Source organism: Halococcus sediminicola, from assembly GCF_000755245.1.
Classification (GTDB): domain Archaea; phylum Halobacteriota; class Halobacteria; order Halobacteriales; family Halococcaceae; genus Halococcus; species Halococcus sediminicola.
Genome location: NZ_BBMP01000009.1, coordinates 1 through 15486, shown reverse-complemented (window position 1 = coordinate 15486; position 15486 = coordinate 1). Strand labels below are relative to the sequence as shown.

The 15486-nt window shown below is 55.2% G+C and carries 15 protein-coding genes and 1 pseudogene; 9 read left to right on the top strand and 7 right to left on the bottom strand.

Features of this window, described 5'->3' with window-relative positions; genetic code table 11:
- The first annotated feature begins 17 nt into the window (after positions 1–17).
- Positions 18–1214 carry an RNA-guided endonuclease InsQ/TnpB family protein gene (locus ACP97_RS06590; protein WP_237561115.1) on the top strand — a complete coding sequence of 399 codons (1197 nt, stop codon included), beginning with the start codon at positions 18–20 and terminating at the stop codon, positions 1212–1214.
- A 411-nt stretch (positions 1215–1625) separates the two neighbouring features.
- The gene (locus ACP97_RS06585; RefSeq protein WP_049997049.1) at positions 1626–2285 is read left to right on the top strand and encodes a DUF4013 domain-containing protein; all 660 of its coding nucleotides are present in this window, start codon (positions 1626–1628) and stop codon (positions 2283–2285) included.
- Between the two features lie 117 nt (positions 2286–2402).
- On the opposite strand, the gene ACP97_RS19010 is transcribed toward ACP97_RS06585, so the two are convergent.
- Entirely contained in the window at positions 2403–3230 is an 828-nt protein-coding gene (locus ACP97_RS19010) for a DUF7260 family protein (protein ID WP_079977573.1), read from the bottom strand.
- 1355 nt (positions 3231–4585) lie between these two features.
- On the opposite strand from ACP97_RS19010, the gene ACP97_RS06570 reads away from it, so the two are divergent.
- Positions 4586–4924, top strand: coding sequence for a hypothetical protein (locus ACP97_RS06570; RefSeq protein ID WP_202593572.1), 339 nt, complete (start codon positions 4586–4588; stop codon positions 4922–4924).
- Between the two features lie 412 nt (positions 4925–5336).
- On the opposite strand, the gene ACP97_RS21405 is transcribed toward ACP97_RS06570, so the two are convergent.
- Together ACP97_RS21405 and ACP97_RS19820 are read right to left on the bottom strand one after the other, a co-directional pair.
- Positions 5337–5447: a DUF7692 domain-containing protein gene (locus ACP97_RS21405; protein ID WP_449404919.1), complete on the bottom strand. Its 111-nt coding sequence runs from the start codon at positions 5445–5447 to the stop codon at positions 5337–5339.
- 60 nt (positions 5448–5507) lie between these two features.
- Positions 5508–5696 (bottom strand): hypothetical protein, encoded by a 189-nt coding sequence (locus ACP97_RS19820; protein WP_154019963.1) that lies wholly within the window; start codon positions 5694–5696, stop codon positions 5508–5510.
- A gap of 374 nt (positions 5697–6070) precedes the next feature.
- On the opposite strand from ACP97_RS19820, the gene nucS reads away from it, so the two are divergent.
- Both nucS and ACP97_RS06555 read left to right on the top strand, forming a co-directional pair.
- Positions 6071–6778, top strand: coding sequence for an endonuclease NucS (gene nucS, locus ACP97_RS06560; RefSeq protein ID WP_049997046.1), 708 nt, complete (start codon positions 6071–6073; stop codon positions 6776–6778).
- A 426-nt stretch (positions 6779–7204) separates the two neighbouring features.
- Positions 7205–8266, top strand: coding sequence for an RNA-guided endonuclease TnpB family protein (locus ACP97_RS06555; RefSeq protein ID WP_049997045.1), 1062 nt, complete (start codon positions 7205–7207; stop codon positions 8264–8266).
- Positions 8267–8925: 659 nt separating this feature from the next.
- Here the strand turns inward: ACP97_RS06555 and ACP97_RS06550 are convergent.
- Positions 8926–10965, bottom strand: a complete 2040-nt coding sequence (locus ACP97_RS06550) for a S9 family peptidase (RefSeq protein ID WP_049997044.1) — start codon at positions 10963–10965, stop codon at positions 8926–8928.
- Positions 10966–11116: 151 nt separating this feature from the next.
- On the opposite strand from ACP97_RS06550, the gene ACP97_RS19815 reads away from it, so the two are divergent.
- A complete protein-coding gene (locus ACP97_RS19815; RefSeq protein ID WP_154019962.1) occupies positions 11117–11470 on the top strand; it encodes a hypothetical protein in 354 nt (117 codons plus the stop codon).
- Here ACP97_RS19815 and ACP97_RS06545 read toward each other — a convergent pair whose 3' ends face one another.
- Together ACP97_RS06545 and ACP97_RS21255 are read right to left on the bottom strand one after the other, a co-directional pair.
- Positions 11471–12793 (bottom strand): orc1/cdc6 family replication initiation protein, encoded by a 1323-nt coding sequence (locus tag ACP97_RS06545; RefSeq protein WP_049997043.1) that lies wholly within the window; start codon positions 12791–12793, stop codon positions 11471–11473.
- A gap of 239 nt (positions 12794–13032) precedes the next feature.
- Positions 13033–13221: pseudogene (locus tag ACP97_RS21255) on the bottom strand (RNA-guided endonuclease TnpB family protein); the annotation flags it as partial.
- 583 nt (positions 13222–13804) lie between these two features.
- Between ACP97_RS21255 and ACP97_RS06540 the strand changes: the two are divergent.
- The 3 genes from ACP97_RS06540 to ACP97_RS06530 all read left to right on the top strand — a co-directional run bounded on the left by ACP97_RS06540 (position 13805) and on the right by ACP97_RS06530 (position 14596).
- Complete coding sequence (locus ACP97_RS06540) at positions 13805–13972, top strand: DUF1931 family protein (protein WP_049997098.1); 168 nt, start codon at positions 13805–13807, stop codon at positions 13970–13972.
- A 68-nt stretch (positions 13973–14040) separates the two neighbouring features.
- Positions 14041–14322: a PadR family transcriptional regulator gene (locus ACP97_RS06535; RefSeq protein ID WP_049997042.1), complete on the top strand. Its 282-nt coding sequence runs from the start codon at positions 14041–14043 to the stop codon at positions 14320–14322.
- Positions 14323–14356: 34 nt separating this feature from the next.
- Positions 14357–14596, top strand: a complete 240-nt coding sequence (locus tag ACP97_RS06530; protein WP_049997041.1) for a hypothetical protein — start codon at positions 14357–14359, stop codon at positions 14594–14596.
- Between the two features lie 89 nt (positions 14597–14685).
- Here ACP97_RS06530 and ACP97_RS06525 read toward each other — a convergent pair whose 3' ends face one another.
- Complete coding sequence (locus tag ACP97_RS06525) at positions 14686–15291, bottom strand: hypothetical protein (protein WP_049997040.1); 606 nt, start codon at positions 15289–15291, stop codon at positions 14686–14688.
- Between the last annotated feature and the right edge of the window lie 195 nt (positions 15292–15486).

The window sequence follows — 15486 nt, the reverse complement described above, 5'->3', positions numbered from 1 at the left end:
TCCCGGTGAATCTCAACGTGAGCGACAGTGACGCCGAATCCCTCCATGCGACGTTCGAGGAGTTTCGCTTCGCTGCCAACTGTGTCGTCAGCCGTTCCCGTAAGGAGAACGGTTACATCGAGACGAGCAAGTCATGCCTTCACGAACGCACCTATGACGAAGTGCGAGAACGAACAGACGACTTGCACGCAAACCTCGTCCAAGCCGCCCGCTCGCGGGCGGCTGACGCCCTGAAAGCTGTTGTCGAACGCTGGAAGGATGGCGACAAAGCGTCCTTGCCCACGTTCACCAGCGATTTTGCCGACTACGACAACCGCAGTGCGACGCTTCACGACGACTGGGCGTCGCTTGCAACCCCGGACGGTAGAGTCGAAGCGGAGTACGTCCTGCCACCCGAGACGGACGGCACACCGTTCGACAAATACGTTGAATCCGACAAGTATTCGGTCAATGGCGCAACGCTTCACTACCGCAACGGCTCGTTTTACCTCCACCTCCGCGCAAAGACGGAGATGGACGATGCCGAACCCGCCGAGCACCCTTCGGTCCTCGGCGTGGATCTCGGTATCGAGAATCTGGCGGTCACTTCGACCGCCAGATTTTGGTCGGGCGGTCTTTTGAATCACCGCCGCGATGCCTACGAGCGGCTACGTGGAAACCTGCAACAGACCGGAACCGAATCGGCACACTGGACCATCAAGGGCATCGGTCAACGATTCTCTCAATGGTCGGAAGACCTCTTGCACACCGTCTCGAAAGAGTTGGTTCAAGAGGCTATTGAACATGAGTGTTCAATAATCGCCTTCGAGAATCTGACGGGTATTCGAGAGCGCATCTCGAACGCCTCGAAGTTTCAGCAGGGGGCATTCAACCAGTTGTTCGAGTACGTTGAGTACAAGGCTGAACCGTTCGGTATCGACATGGTAGAGGTGAACCCGGCGTACACGAGTCAGCGGTGTTCCGCGTGCGGACACACCGCTGAGGGGAATCGCCCGAACGGTGACGATGAGTTTTGCTGTGGGAACTGTGGGTACGAGGTTCACGCCGATTACAACGCGGCGAAGAACGTTGCATGGAAACACGTCCGGGCCGGGCAAAAGTCTCGGTCTGGACGGGCCAATCGTCAGCTGGCCCTAAAATCGGGGACAGTGAACGCGAACGGTGAATATTCACCTGCCGACGCTGTGTCGGCCAGAGCGGGAGTCCACCGATAAGCCCACGACTTCAGTCGTGGGTAGTTGACGGTCTGGTAAGTGGAGTTTTGCAGGTGCATACCAACAGCGCCATAGAACAAATACACGACTGAACGGGAGAGGAATACAGCGGAGCGTCGAATGCTAACGACGAGAGCGAGTAGCTCCTGTATTCCACATCTTATAGAACGTATGAGAACATAACCATTGCTGTCAGCCGTCGACATACTGTTTCGCTGTTAGCTGCTGTGCAACCACCGAATAGAGAGTTGCTATTGCCAAAATCTGATTGTTTATTGTTGATTACAACAATGGTTATATACTTACAAAACCCATATAGTATTGCTATAATTGCCCAGCGGTGTCAGATTCGGTCCTCCGGGGAGAGAAACTGGATTCCAATCGGTCAATCGTAGTCACAGGAGAAACCAAATGCTATCAGCAGCAATCAACTATCCGCGAGAGAGCGACCACGTACTAAAAACCGTCCTGATCGGCGGCGTGCTGAGTCTGCTCAGCGTTCTCATTGTTCCTGCCTTCATTCTTGGAGGCTACGGGATCCGCGTGCTTCGACACACGACGCTGGGCGATGACGAACTTCCCCAGTTCGACGACTGGGGAAAACTCGCAGTCGATGGCCTCAAAGGATTCGCCATCGCGATTGGATATCTCTTCGCCCCGATCGTCCTGTTCGGGCTCAGCCTTGCTGTGTTCTCGGGCACTCTGCAGATGGTCGGCATCATCGTGAGTGCCATTGCGTATCTGGCAGCGGCCTACAGCCTCCCTGCTGCGACTACCGTGTTCGCACGCGAGGAACGTGTCGGTGCCGCTTTCAAGCTGGACAACCTCCGACCGGTTCTCACCAGCCGGCGCTACGTCAGTGGTTGGCTTCGTGCCATCCTCGTGAGCTTTGCCGCAGGTCTCGTCATGGGTGTGATCGGTCTCGTGCCGATCCTCGGAGCCATCGCTGGTCTGTTCGTTGGGTTCTACATGAACCTCGTGATCTCCCATCTCTTCGGCCATGCAGTCGCTGATGCCGAGAGACTAGCTGTTCCACGCGAAGAACAACCCGCAACCCGTCCTGTCGCCTAAATACGGCTCGGCGACAGTTGTACTATCGAATGCCAGAATCGTCGCATATATAATAATTTGGAAACATCTCTCGACAGTTTTGTGAATTCGCTGTTTCAAAACCAATCCGCGAGGAATTCAGATGAATGGAGAGTGTGTACAACCGTTCGTTTCTGAAGCAAGCGCGTGATCAACGTTCTGACGGGCAGTACGAAGCGTTTCGGTTAGGCTGGCGATATCGGCTAATACGGGAAAAGTTACTGGCAGCGATCGATATAGATATTCCGTGAATTCGAGGCCGATGTGATGAGTACTGGGAACGCGCTGTTCGTGAAGAGTACTCTGACGGTCGACAGCCAACCGGTCGCATTCGCGTTCTCGTGCATGGAGGTCCTTTCGGACAGTCGCAAGCTCTTCGTCCGGCCACGTCTGGAACGAGTGTGCCGAAAGTACGTCATCGAGATCAGCACCTAACTCGGTGAGAGCTTCATCGGCACTCTGGAGGGCGTTATGCTCGTTCTCGAGACCCTGGAGTAATGCGTGACGACTCTCGCGTGCTCGGTTACCGGCTTCGATGAGTCGGTCGCGGAGTTGTGGCGTGAGTTGGTCACTGTTGAGTATTGCAGCAGCGGTTTCGGATCCAAATTCTTCGACAATGCTCTCATCGAACGAATCACCGTACTCGTCAGAATAATGCTCGACTCCCATGACAGTCTCTCGATACAGCTCGCGCACACGTGCGAGTTGATCTGATTCCGAGTGTGATGACTGGGTCTGCTCGAGTACTATCTGGACGGGTGTGGAGCAATCTAAGCTCGTATTCGAATCGATGCTCTCCACTGAGAAGTCCGAGAGTCGGTCGATGAAGCTCGTAAACGCTCTACGTTCGCTCACTGTGCGCTCTCGATCAGTCGCGACGATGCCTATTGCAGACCGGACATGGGTCGGAACGAAACGTGTAGTCATTGGTTACCGAACGAGACGCGTGCACATAGGTCTATTCGCCACCAATCACCATTTCGATATAAGCAGAAAAGAGGTGTCAACTGCCACGGGGAGGAAGACTGTAGGTTCGCTCATCCACTCCGGCTGAGTGTCGAACGAACTTACCAACGAGAATCACACCAATTTGTGGTTCGACGGCCTTTCAGGCGGTTCTAAGAGTTCTTCGAAATGCTCGCAGTCGTGGGCAAGGTAGATTTCTGGCTCACATGACGATCTTCCGACCGCCATCGTCTCCAAACTCAGTGTCGTAATCGAGGCAGCCGTACAGAGGGTTGGACGAGGATTCGATCTGCTCGGTTCGGGTGGAACCACATGCTGGACACGACACTGTATCGACCGCTTCGCCATGGTTGTTGCCCATAGGTATCGCTCCTCGGCGGGACGCCGCCGCTTCGAGTGAATCTCGTATTCCAGAGGGATCAGCGTGGCTATAATTCCGTCGGAGAGGGATATATCGAGAGAACTATGCTCTCGTTCCCAATGGACTTCTTGAGTAATTGATAACTATAGAATACCGAAAGACTTTCATCTTGTGGTGTGTTAATACTTCCCAAGAGTGGTTCACAATGAGTACTCTGGGACGCGTCAGAACGGCATTCACAAGGACTGAAAGTAGTGGTTCCTATCCATATGAGTGCAAGAGCTGTGGGACACGCTTCAGATTCCAGCAGCAGGTGTGCCCTGAGTGCGGTGGGTATACCCTCGACAAGGCTGAGTGGTCATCTTCGGGGACTTTGTAACAAGAGCTGGGAGTAGTTCATTCCGGAGGGTTGTCGGCACGGCCACGAGATTTACAATCATTTGCACCCAAATACTCGGTGAGGTGAGGACCATGAACGATACAGCCAATGCGAACAAGAGCACAGTCGCGTGCCCGACTTGTGACTCACCGAACACCATCGAGATTGCCGCACGCGGGCTTCAGTATCACTGCCGAGACTATAGCAATGAGTTCAACCCAACTGCCGGACCGAAGGCCGTCAAACTAGGGTGAAAACACCATGCGCGACACACCCGACGACGTGACCGCGACAGTCGCCTGTCCCACCTGTGAGTCCGAGAACGTTGAGACTCTTCCCGCCGCAGGCGCGAATGGGGACTCGGAATATCGCTGTCTCAGCTGTGAAACGGAGTTCGATATCGGGGGCGGTGAACCGCCACTAGCCGACTCAAACGACCCTCACGCACCGTAGCTGGCAATACTCAATAGTTTGTTCCCAACGGACCGCTGACTGCATCACAATCGCATACAGCCGTTGCGTAACGGCGGTTTGACGCTCGCTGCCAGACCCCGCTATGGCGCAGGCAGAATAAGAATGGCTGCCCCATTGAGGAACCATAGTGGCTCGTTCCGCTTCGACCCGAGTTCGGTCAAGGAGACCGGGATGCTCGCGGCTATCGGCAGCGAGGAGACCGTCGGCGGACGCAGCGAGCGCTACGCGCGGAACATTCGAGAAGAAGGTCGTTATGGCGAGACGCTGCGGCTGGTTATTCCTCACGAAGCGCTTGTCGAAATAGGGCCCCGACACTGGGAAGATCCGCCGGAGGTGAACATGTGGATCGGCGACCGCCTGCTCGCTTTCGAACTCGCGGAACCCGAAGAGCGAACCGTAAACATCGACCGCCAATCCGGTGATGAGGAGAACGGAGCATGAGCGGCCATGAGGCGGTTGAGAGCCACGGCACGCCGCGCATCGATGCGCAGCCGGTCGATTTCCCCTGTCAGTGCCGGGTGCGACAAGTACGTGCGCCCCTATCTGACCGACGAGGACGTCGCGGCGCACGAGACGATTCAGGTGCTTCAGTACACGCCTGAGAGCGACGGCGAGCGCATTGTCCGGTACTGGTTCTGCTCGCCGGACTGCCACACCACGTCGTCAACGCGGCCGAGAGCGGCGAGCGCTCGGAAACTCTCTACAACAGTTCTGATTGATCGTGGACGCTCACGCCAGTCGAGATCGCGTACTCGACGCCGACGGCGGGCGTGCTCAGTATCTCAGCGAGTTCTTCGGTCATGTCCGGGTGTTCGACGGCCTCTTGGAGAGCGGGAGCATCTCCCTCGTGAACTCACACGGAGCTTTTGACCGCGCCGACGCGCATATTCTCATCGGGTAGCTCGGCGGCGTCGTCGACGAGTTTCTCACGGTACGCGAACTTGCCGTCAGTTCTGATTCGCATAGCGCGCTCGTACACACGACCCTCAAAGCCGTGCTGATTGAGGGAGAGACCGCCGCGTTGTCATGCGCTCGGCAGACATGCAACTGACGTCTCTCGGCGAGTGGACACGAACGAGAGGGGTTCGGCGGTGAATATGCACACGAGTGCCGGAGAATTGGCGAGTTTCGTGTACATGTCGAGGGTTTGCTTTTCGTCGGCGTACAACCGTGCAGTTGCGTGGGGACCGTCTTTCACGGGCCTCTCGCTCATTTTCATCCTCCCATCCTTGAGGATTCTCAAGATGCCTGCTTCGTTGTTGGCTACCGCCTAGGTGCTGAGGGATCTCTTTAATAGCGCAGCTACAATCGTTGCTCGAAGATGGCCGGTACAGCAGTCACCGGATACGATGGCTGTACCGGCGTCGGACGCGGCAGCCTGTGTGCCTCAGTAGGACGGCCACCGATGGTCGGTGTCATCATGCGTCTGCCTTCCCAACGAGGAGCACACGAACCCGAAAGTTGTCTCCGTGGAAATTCCTGCGTAGGAACCCCCAGCGCGAGGAATCCTCGCCCTTCAGGGCAGGGAGGATGGCAAGTGACCATATCCACCGAACTCACTACGTGGATGCAGACCAAACATGGTCTATGCCGATCTCGTCGCTTACTAATCCACCGCTCGAAGACGCACTCGACCTGCTTGAGTCGGGCATTGAACGTGGTGGGATGCTCACGCTCGTCGGCGAGTGTGAAGTCGACTACGACGGACGCGCGTCGAGCCATCTCCCTCCGGGCGAGCGATTGGTGATTCTCAAACCCGACGGCACGCTGTTGGTTCATCGCGACAGTCAGCGCAAACCTGTCAACTGGCAACCACCCGGTTCAACTCACAGTGCGCGCATCGACGGCGACCGCCTCATTGTCGAGAGTGTCCGCACTTCACCTCACGAAGAGCTCGAGATCGTCTTCGAAACGGTCGCACAGGTTTCGCTCCTCGAATTGGACGACGTACCGGACCTCGTACTCGAGGGAAGTGAAGAGGATCTCCGCCAGCGGATTCTCGAAGATCCGGACGTGCTCGAAGAGGGATTCAAAGCGATGGCGACTGAGCGCGAGACCGCTGCCGGAGCAATCGATATCTACGGCGAGGACGCCGACGGCACTCCTGTAGCCGTTGAACTCAAACGCCGCCGTGTCGGTCCCGACGCAGTCGGGCAGTTGAATCGCTACGTCGAAGCACTTGAACGAAACCGTCCAGGAAGGTCCGTCCGAGGAATCTTAGTCGCTCCGTCGGTGACTGATCGCGCCGAGCGATTATTAGCAAGCGAGAATCTGGAGTTCATCTCGCTTACGTGAAAGACAGGCGCAAAGCCTCGCCGTTCACGGCGGGGATACGCGCCGTAAGCTGATTCTGTAGCTGTTCAACCGCCGATTTCGTGTGTCGTGCGACCGGATATTGGTCGTAACGATTGAGTAGTATCGTCTCTAATTACATATGTAACCTGCCCTACCGCGTAATGGCGAGGCAAGCAGGAGGACCGTCGAATGAATCACGACCACCATCCACGGTGCCTGCCGAGTGCAGGGGAGCAGGCCGTTTCGCCACGGCTGTATGTGGTGCAAAGCACCCGTCTGGTAACAACTTCGGGGCAACCATCGAAGACCCACCCTAACGGGCGACCGAGGTCGAGGAAACACACAACCTTTGAATCCCGCTTTGCGGGGTCCTGCCGCGAGCAGGAGGATGGCGAATATGTAATGGCCGTTTCAATACACTAATCCATGACCGTGACCGCCACCGTGACGACGAAGTTTTCGCACCCGACGCGGAAGCGCCGCCGCGAGTGGCAACAGGCCATGCACGAGTATCGTGATGTGAAGCAGTTCCTCATCGACGGCTGGGAATCCAACGAGTTCGGCAAATCCATCACGACCGGAAGCATCGACTCGCCACTCTACTCGGCCATCCAGAATCAGGCCATTCGTGAGGCGAAGGCCGACCACAGCCGCGACGGTGCGCTCACCTACACGGCAGCACAACCGTTCGCTACGAACAACCAGAATTGGGAGATTGACCGTACCGAGAACGGTTCGGTCGTAGTTGGATTTCCCTGCATCAACCAGTGGTGGTACACGCCTATCGAGGTACACGACCACATCCGCGAACCCGTCGAACGCCTCGTGAACGGCGAAGCCGGGCGGTCACGGCTACAAGTGTACCGTCGTGGCGACGACTGGTTTTGTTCGTTCACGATCGAGTACGACGCCGAAGCGGGTGGTGAGACGCCTATCGGCGTGGACATCGGTGAGCGTCATATTCTTGCCGTTCACGAACCCGAATCCGACGAGTCGATGCTGGTTTCAGGCAAAGAAGCACGGTACGTCCGGAGAACGTTTCGTTCCCTACGCGATTCGCTTGCGGAAGCGGGAGCACTTCGTGCTCGAAACCGCGTGGGTAACAAAGAACACCGCCGTATCCGTGACCTGAATCACACCCTCTCGAAGCGACTCGTGGAGTTCGCCACACAGTTCGACAACTCACTGATTCGCCTCGAAGGCCTCGAAGGCCTCGAAGGCATCCGCGACCGTACCGGATGGTCGGGCGTCCACTCGTGGTACTTCGACCAGCTTCGTCGTTTCATCACCTACAAGGCCGAACGCGAGGGCATCCGCGTCGAAAGCGTGGACCCCGCATACACGAGCCAGACCTGTTCTCGGTGTGGTGAACGCGGCGACCGCAACGGCGACCACTTCGCGTGTTCGTCGTGCGGGTACGAACGGCACGCGGATTTGAACGCGGCGGCGAACATCGCCGTCAGAGAGGGAGAACCATGCACGGGCTAACGCTTCGGGCGAGTCGAACCGTGCGCCCCAGCAGGCTGAATACCCTGCCGTCTTTGACGCCCACCGTGTGTGGGTGGGAAGGCCGCTTTGACACGGCTATACGCGCTGGAACGCACGCCCTCGGTCACAATTGGGCGGCAACCGCTGACGCACCTCCCGAACGGGAACTTGAGTGCCGAGGAAACGCGCAACCCCAATATCCCCTTCGGGGAATCCTCGCCCTTTAGGGCGGGGAGGATGTCAATCCAGACGAGGTAGCGGCATCCAAGCCGACGCACCTTGATGAATTCACCGAGAGCTAGAGCGAAGTCCGCCTTTCGACCAGCGAGCGGTCTCACTGGTCCCGCCCGTCGCTTCCTCCGCGCTCGTCCATTCAACGGTCAACTCGCCAAGCGCCACCTGTTGGGGTATGCTAAAAACGAGATATCCGGAGAACGTTTCGCTCTCCGGGGAATCGTACACACCATCGTATAGATACCTTCGATCGGAATGACGAAACTTCGGCCCACTGCGCTGGCCCACTTGGATGTGTCCGACCCACTATGTGAGGAGAATCTGCGAGTGAATGATACTTTTCGGAAACGCTGCCGAGGCATTCCGAATCGTTGAGCGGTACAGCGTGGTAGCAAGCTTTGGAACCGTCGATCGAGAGCGTCCAGCTAGCTGTCTGTCGTCGCATCGTGTTTCTCGAACCAGTTACGTAGTTCCGTGAGTCGATGAATCGCACGGTCCGGATCGCCGATGTCGTGATGTTCGTCCTGATAGACGATGAGTTTCGAGTCGACGCCCTGTTTGCGAATACTGACGTAGAATTGCTCCGATTGCGACGGTGGACAGCGCCAGTCCTGTTCACCTGCTGTGATGAGTGTTGGTGTCTCGACGTTCCCGACGTCCGTGATCGAAGAAGACGCGCGGTAGGACTCCCCGTTTTCCCACGGGACTCCGAAGTCAGCTTCAAGCCAAACCTGTGAATCGTCGGTGCCGAACGAGGAGTAGAGATCGTAAATACCGTGCTCTGCAGCAGCGGCCGCAAACCGATCGGTTATGGTGATGAGATAGCCAGTGTTTATCCCGCCCTGTGAGAAACCAGTGCAGAACAGTCGCTCGGGATCCGCCCAGCCACGCTCGATAACCGCATCGACGCCTGCCTGTAAGTCTGCAATTTCCTGGCCGTTCCATGCTCCACGAAGTTCTTCGCAGAACGACCGTCCGTACGAGGTCGAACCTCGGTAATTCACCTCAAGAATGATGTATCCTTCGTCCGTCCAGAACAATTCATCGAAACTCCAGTCGGGTTCGTCGTAAGCCATCGGGCCACCGTGGATGTTCAGGAGAAGTGGCCGTGGATCAGGTTCGTCTGGATCAAAATTCGGTGGGTAGTAGGCAAACGCCTCGACTTCCACACCGTCGCTCTCGAAGGCAAGACGCTGGCAACCGGGCTGGTCGTACTCCCTCAGTAACGATCTGTTGCTCTCCGTGAGTTTGGTTCTAGGGTCGTTGTCCGCGTTGAGATCTCTCACATCGAGAGTATAGAGGTCCCGCCCACTATCGTGACTGGAGAAGACGGCTGCAACCGTTCCACCATCGACGCTGAGACCTCCAAAGCTAATCGTTTCGTAATTGGACTGAACGTCAAAGGTTCGACTGGGGTCGTCACCATCGGCAGCAAACCGACAGAGGCGAGTCCGGCCATCGTCGCCGATGCCCGCTACAAGAGTACCATCGTTGAGCCAAAAAGGGTCAGTAAATTCAAGAGTCCGATCCAGTGATTCGGAGATCGACCAGTAGTCGTCAGCATCGACATCGGCGATGTATAGCTCTGTGGGGAGGTAGAAGTTCTCGGAATCACGGCCAGTGAATGCGATCCGTTCGTTCGATGGCCCCCATTTTGGCCCGCTAATCGAGAGTTCGCTATCGGTAAGCTGTTTGCGTCCGGTTCCATCGGGTCGAACGATGAATACGTCTCGAACCGCTGTGTCGTCGGGGTTGTCTTCGTCAGTCGTTACGAACGCGATGTAGTCATCTCCCCACGCGGGTTGAAGCCCTGGATCCGAACCGCCGTAGCCACGGTCGTTAGCACTGTCTATACGGGTCGTTTTTCGGCTTTCTACGTCGACGACGAAGAGATAGGAAGTGACCGTATCGAGCCAACCACGGCCGTCTTGTTTGTGCTGGAGCCGCTCTATTTCGAGAGGACCGGTCTCCTCCAGTCGATCGAGATAGTCCTGCTCGTCGTCGGTCGGGTCGCGAGCCCCAACAACGATTCGGTCACCATCAGGTCCCCAGTCGAAGCCGTTGACACCGTGGTCACGGTCGGTCACTTGTCGGGCGTCGCCGCCTCGTTTCATATCGAAGATCCAGACCTGCGACGCCGGTTCGTCACCATCGTCATCGTCAGCAGTGGTTTCGTCGCGTTCATCAGTTTCGTTAGATTCGACAGTAATCTCAGTGTCTTCGTCCCGGCTGGCAGTGAATGCGAGGTAGCGGCCAGTTGGACTCCATTGGGGATTCCCTGCGTCTGATATGCGGGTCAACCGATACGGTTCGTCGCTACCGTCCGTTGGGACGACGAACAGAGAGGTATGGCGATCATCGTTGTCTTCGCCATATTCAGTCGCAAGGAAAGCCACCCGTTCGCCGTCCGGTGAAACAGCCGGAGCGCTGATGATTGTCAAATCATAGTATTCAGCGAGGTCCATGATTTTCCTTGGCTACAGTGTACGAAAAATTACGGGGTTCGGTTGATGGTCCGCGAGTAGTGACAGCCCGCTTCAACGAGGTGATTGATTTGTCAAATAGCCATCATGTAGGTAGAGCTACGTCTCCTCTGTACTTCGCAGGACGCTCTCAGTGGAGAACATCGTAGTTGGCAAACTGATTAAGCAATTCGTCGAGGTTGTTCTCGAGCAGGATGATGACACAGTGGAGTATCGCCATCTCGTTGAGGTATACGACCGTCTTGACGGGACCTCTTCGACGCTCGAAAAGGGGGGGGGAATAGCAGCACGGGCACACCTCTATCGATTTGTTGTGAGCAAGAATGCCATGAGGGGACGGGCACACCTCTATCGACTTGTTCTGTCGTATCGGAAGAGCGGCATCGTCGGAGAGAACAGATGGAATAATACTCTCTCCTACGCAGGTATATACGGTCGTCAAGCGGAAACCTTAGCGATTGTCTCTGGGAATCACCACCTTTTCTGACTATCTCAATTGGGCGTTCACTACTGCGCGGAGTTCCTCGTCGTGGGCGTCGTCCAATCGAGAATCTTCACGCAGCGTTTCGATGATCGTCGCCGGATTCTCTCCAAAGGTGAACTCTAGGTAGCTTCCCGAGTGGGGTCCCTGACTTTTTCGCTCGGTCTCGACCAGTGAGTATGTAGTAAGCTCTTTCATTTTGTTCACATACGTTTCTTGGTGGTATTGGTCGACATTGAGAGTCTCCGTAAGGTACTGATAGACCTGGTAACCCAGAGGACTTTTCGCTGCCCCAGTACCCGCCTCGCGAGCAATGGCAGCAGTTGCGAACAGACAGAGTTTCTTTTGAGTGCTAATACCGCGTGTGACCTCCAACACGCGATTTTTCTCGACTTTATCTTGGGCTTTGCGAATGTGCTGTTCTTGTACTTGGTTTGCACCGGCGCGCTCGGCGAGTGATCCTGCTGTTCGCAGCAAATCAATTCCTTTCCGTGCATCCCCGTTGGTTTGGGCAGCGAATGCTGCTGCTAAAGGAACCACGTCCTCGCTAAGTGCATTTTCGTAGAAGGCATCCTGCCGTGCCCAGAGAATTTCTCGAAGTTGATTGGCGTCGTAGTCGCTGAAATGGACGTCTTCAGGAGTAAACGAACTGAGCGCGCGACTACCGACGTTTTCCATCATCTTCGTATCGTTGGTAATTGCCGTGACTGATACCCGTGCGGTGATGTCATTGGTACTTCCTGCACGAGAGAGCTGATAGAGAAGCCGAGAGAAAGCTGGTTCGTCCATATCCCGGCGACCGACGAGCATATCGAGTTCGTCAAGAATGAATACGACAGTATCGTAGTGTTCGTTGATGAGACGATAGAGTTCCCGCCATTTTTTCTTGTTCGGAATCCCCTGTTCAGGGATCTCGACAGGGACTCCAATATCCTCTGCAACCTTCCGGACGAGTTCATAGAGAGCAGAGCCGAGAGTACCGATGTTTTGACAATTCATTTGGATGACGCCAAAACGGATATCGCGACTCTCACAGAGTTCGAGGATGTTCTCACAGACGGCATTGATGATGAGTGATTTGCCAGTACCGGAGGGACCATACAAAAATAGATTCGGAGGGCGTTCGTTACTGATTGCAACGCGAAGATGCTGGGTGATATTGGTGAGTTGGGTGTCACGCCCGACGATTCGATCCTCAGCGACGATCTCGTTCGGTTCGAGAAGGGACCGGTTCTTGATGAGATTTGCAGCTTCTTCTTGTTCAAGAATGAGATCTTTGATAGAACTAGCGGACTCGGGAACTTCTTTCGAGTCGCTTTCTGAGGGCATGCTGCTTCAACCTCACCCAACGTACTAAAAAATTTCCCCTGTCGATTTGTTTTCCGTCGTTGTGGACCTCAGCAGCTATGAGACACTGTGATTCAGTACTTTCCAATGCAACCCCTAACGATTTGTTTTGTAGAGTTCTTCCTGTTGTCAACTCTAACACCCCCACACCTCTATCGATTTGTTCCAGTCCAAACGAAGGGGAGGGTGTTCTCTCCTAACTGTGAGTGAACCATCGTGTCTTACTCACTCATGGCTGACGTTATTTGCTTCTTAAGAGCGTGTGGCTTCCTGCCTCTACGACACGTTTTGTAGATACAGTTGTATTCACAGGAAGTACAGTCTCCATAGGTGTGGGTTCAGAATGATTCACCTATGCGATCGAGACCACGAGAAAGAATGTTCCACGCAGCGTTCGCTTCCCTCTCGGATATCTCTTCCTACTCACACCTTTAGCACTCGCTAAAGGAGAGAAATGAGTGTCCTACAATTCATATCATACCAATTATTTCTCCCTTCCTTTCCTTTCCACATTCTGTAAGCAATCTAGAAAGACACACCCCTATCGATTTGTTTTGAAGCCACAGCTTTCAGCTCTTTTGATTGGCCTCATTATGAAACGGATAGCTATACTCTCACCTGTTTCTCGGTAGTAGAGGTCTCTTTCCCTCCTGAGTTTCCATAGGCATCAGTAGAGGAGTTCATAGATTCTCGTCCGCGTCTGCTATCGTTGGCAGCATAGAGTTATCATATCACTCTGTTAGTAGTTTGAGTGCGTTGGGTGGGGCTTGTGATACAGAACAAATCGATAGGGGTGTGAGGGTGGTGGCGTAGCTCTGTCGCAACCTCAATGAGGTGACCGAAGCACTCGATTGCTTCATTCGTGCCTGTCACGGTGAGACGATCGACTCGACCGCCTCGACGACAAGCCGCGAGCCGTTATTGATGAAGCTCTCGTTCACTTTCGCCGTGCTTCGAAAGGGTATAAGTACGAATCGACGGGAATACGATTGTATGACGGATCTGATCGTCAAATCGGCAATCAAAGACCAGCTCGCAGACCAGAACGTCTCGGCGGACTTCTACGATGCACTCGATAGCGAAGTCGCGGACTTGCTTGAAAAGGCTGCACGACGAGCAAACGACAACGACCGCAAGACCGTTCAGCCCCGCGATCTCTGAATCGGGCCGAGTAGCAGACCTTGTTCGGTATCGATATATTTTAGTCTTTGAATAACCATTTCTGAGATATGTACGATCTGACTGGCTTCCAGCGCGATCTGCTGTACGTAGCAGCCGGCAAGGATGAACCGCACGGCCTCGCGCTCAAAAGCGAACTCGACCAGTACTATGAGGGTGAGATTCACCACGGGCGGCTCTACCCGAACCTCGACACACTCGTCGACAAAGGCCTGCTTGAGAAAGGCCAGATCGATAAACGAACGAACTATTATCAGGTGACTCAGCGTGGCCGCCGCGAGATCGAGGCGCGCCGCGAGTGGGAAGACCAATACGTGGCTGCCGAAGCCTGACAACCTCCACTCGGATGTCGAGAACAAACCACCAATGAGCGATGAGAGTGACGTCGAGGAGAGACTCGCGCCATGCCCGAACTGTGGTTCGAGAGCGGCCGCTGTCCGCGAGAGTGAAACGTACGTTCTAGAAGACGGGACCAAGCGCCGACTGACGTTCTGTACCGCGTGCGTGCGCGAAAAAGCAGACGGAACGATTCGCTATGAGGTTATTTCCGAGGAATTCGTGCGAACCAAGATCGACCGTGAGATGGACGGCTCCTACATCGGGTAATGCCCGTTGCAGGGGTCAATTCCAACAGAAACAGGACAGTCGTCTCGCATCCAACGGTAATTTTCGCACTCAAGTTATCTCTCGATGGGCTATCCGACGGTTGGCAGGAAGCCTCGGAGGCCGGTCATCATGGCGATGACCACGAGCATGAGACCGGTCATCCCCATGAGCCAGCGAAGTGCTCGCCGGTTCAACTCACCGACTCGCTGTCCGTCGGGAGCAGACGAAGCCAGTTCGACGAGCATCGCGGTTTGGAGCGAGTGAAGTGGGCCGAACGCGATGAGAATCATCACTATCGCCACGGCGAGTGCTCCCCAGAGATAGACTGACGGGCTACTCCAGTAGCCGAGCCGGTACGCGAGTGTGATACCCGAGCCAATCGTGCCGAGGGTCAGCGATTCGCCGACGACCATGATCTTCGGCGTGAGATGCGGAATAACCGAGGTAGCCGTATCGGGACCAGCGTTTTCGAGAGCCGGTGCCATCACGTACCGGAAGAAGAAATCGAGGCCGAACCAGAACGCACCGAGGCCGACGTGGACGTAGAACAGGAGCGTCGAACTTCCGGAGAGGAATGCGACAACAGGCAATCCAAGAATGAGTCCTGCGGCCATGCCAGCATACTGTGAACCGGCGGAATCGATGACGAACTGTATCTCTTCGATGGTAGAGGTCGGAGCGGCTACGGTTGCCATGCATCTGTGGGTTTCGTAACCCCCTTAAATCTGTCTCTTATACACATCTGACGCTGCCGACGATATGCAGTGTGTAGATCTCGGTGGTCGCCGGATCATTAAAAAAAAAAAAAACGTGATGTTCATGCTCGTGCCATAGATCAGTACACAAATACTCACAAGAAGACCCATATGAAGCAACCGTAATGACACAGA

What these genes read in the sequence shown, in the direction of transcription:
- ACP97_RS06570 (WP_202593572.1), top strand. Translation starts at nt 4,586, where the DNA reads ATGGCTGCCCCATTGAGGAACCATAGTGGCTCGTTCCGCTTCGACCCG.
- ACP97_RS21405 (WP_449404919.1), bottom strand. Translation starts at nt 5,447, where the DNA reads ATGCGAATCAGAACTGACGGCAAGTTCGCGTACCGTGAGAAACTCGTC.
- ACP97_RS19820 (WP_154019963.1), bottom strand. Translation starts at nt 5,696, where the DNA reads ATGAGCGAGAGGCCCGTGAAAGACGGTCCCCACGCAACTGCACGGTTG.
- ACP97_RS06535 (WP_049997042.1), top strand. Translation starts at nt 14,041, where the DNA reads ATGTACGATCTGACTGGCTTCCAGCGCGATCTGCTGTACGTAGCAGCC.
- ACP97_RS19010 (WP_079977573.1), bottom strand. Translation starts at nt 3,230, where the DNA reads ATGACTACACGTTTCGTTCCGACCCATGTCCGGTCTGCAATAGGCATC.
- ACP97_RS06550 (WP_049997044.1), bottom strand. Translation starts at nt 10,965, where the DNA reads ATGGACCTCGCTGAATACTATGATTTGACAATCATCAGCGCTCCGGCT.
- ACP97_RS06525 (WP_049997040.1), bottom strand. Translation starts at nt 15,291, where the DNA reads ATGGCAACCGTAGCCGCTCCGACCTCTACCATCGAAGAGATACAGTTC.
- ACP97_RS06555 (WP_049997045.1), top strand. Translation starts at nt 7,205, where the DNA reads ATGACCGTGACCGCCACCGTGACGACGAAGTTTTCGCACCCGACGCGG.
- nucS (WP_049997046.1), top strand. Translation starts at nt 6,071, where the DNA reads ATGCCGATCTCGTCGCTTACTAATCCACCGCTCGAAGACGCACTCGAC.
- ACP97_RS06530 (WP_049997041.1), top strand. Translation starts at nt 14,357, where the DNA reads ATGAGCGATGAGAGTGACGTCGAGGAGAGACTCGCGCCATGCCCGAAC.
- ACP97_RS06545 (WP_049997043.1), bottom strand. Translation starts at nt 12,793, where the DNA reads ATGCCCTCAGAAAGCGACTCGAAAGAAGTTCCCGAGTCCGCTAGTTCT.
- ACP97_RS06585 (WP_049997049.1), top strand. Translation starts at nt 1,626, where the DNA reads ATGCTATCAGCAGCAATCAACTATCCGCGAGAGAGCGACCACGTACTA.
- ACP97_RS06540 (WP_049997098.1), top strand. Translation starts at nt 13,805, where the DNA reads ATGACGGATCTGATCGTCAAATCGGCAATCAAAGACCAGCTCGCAGAC.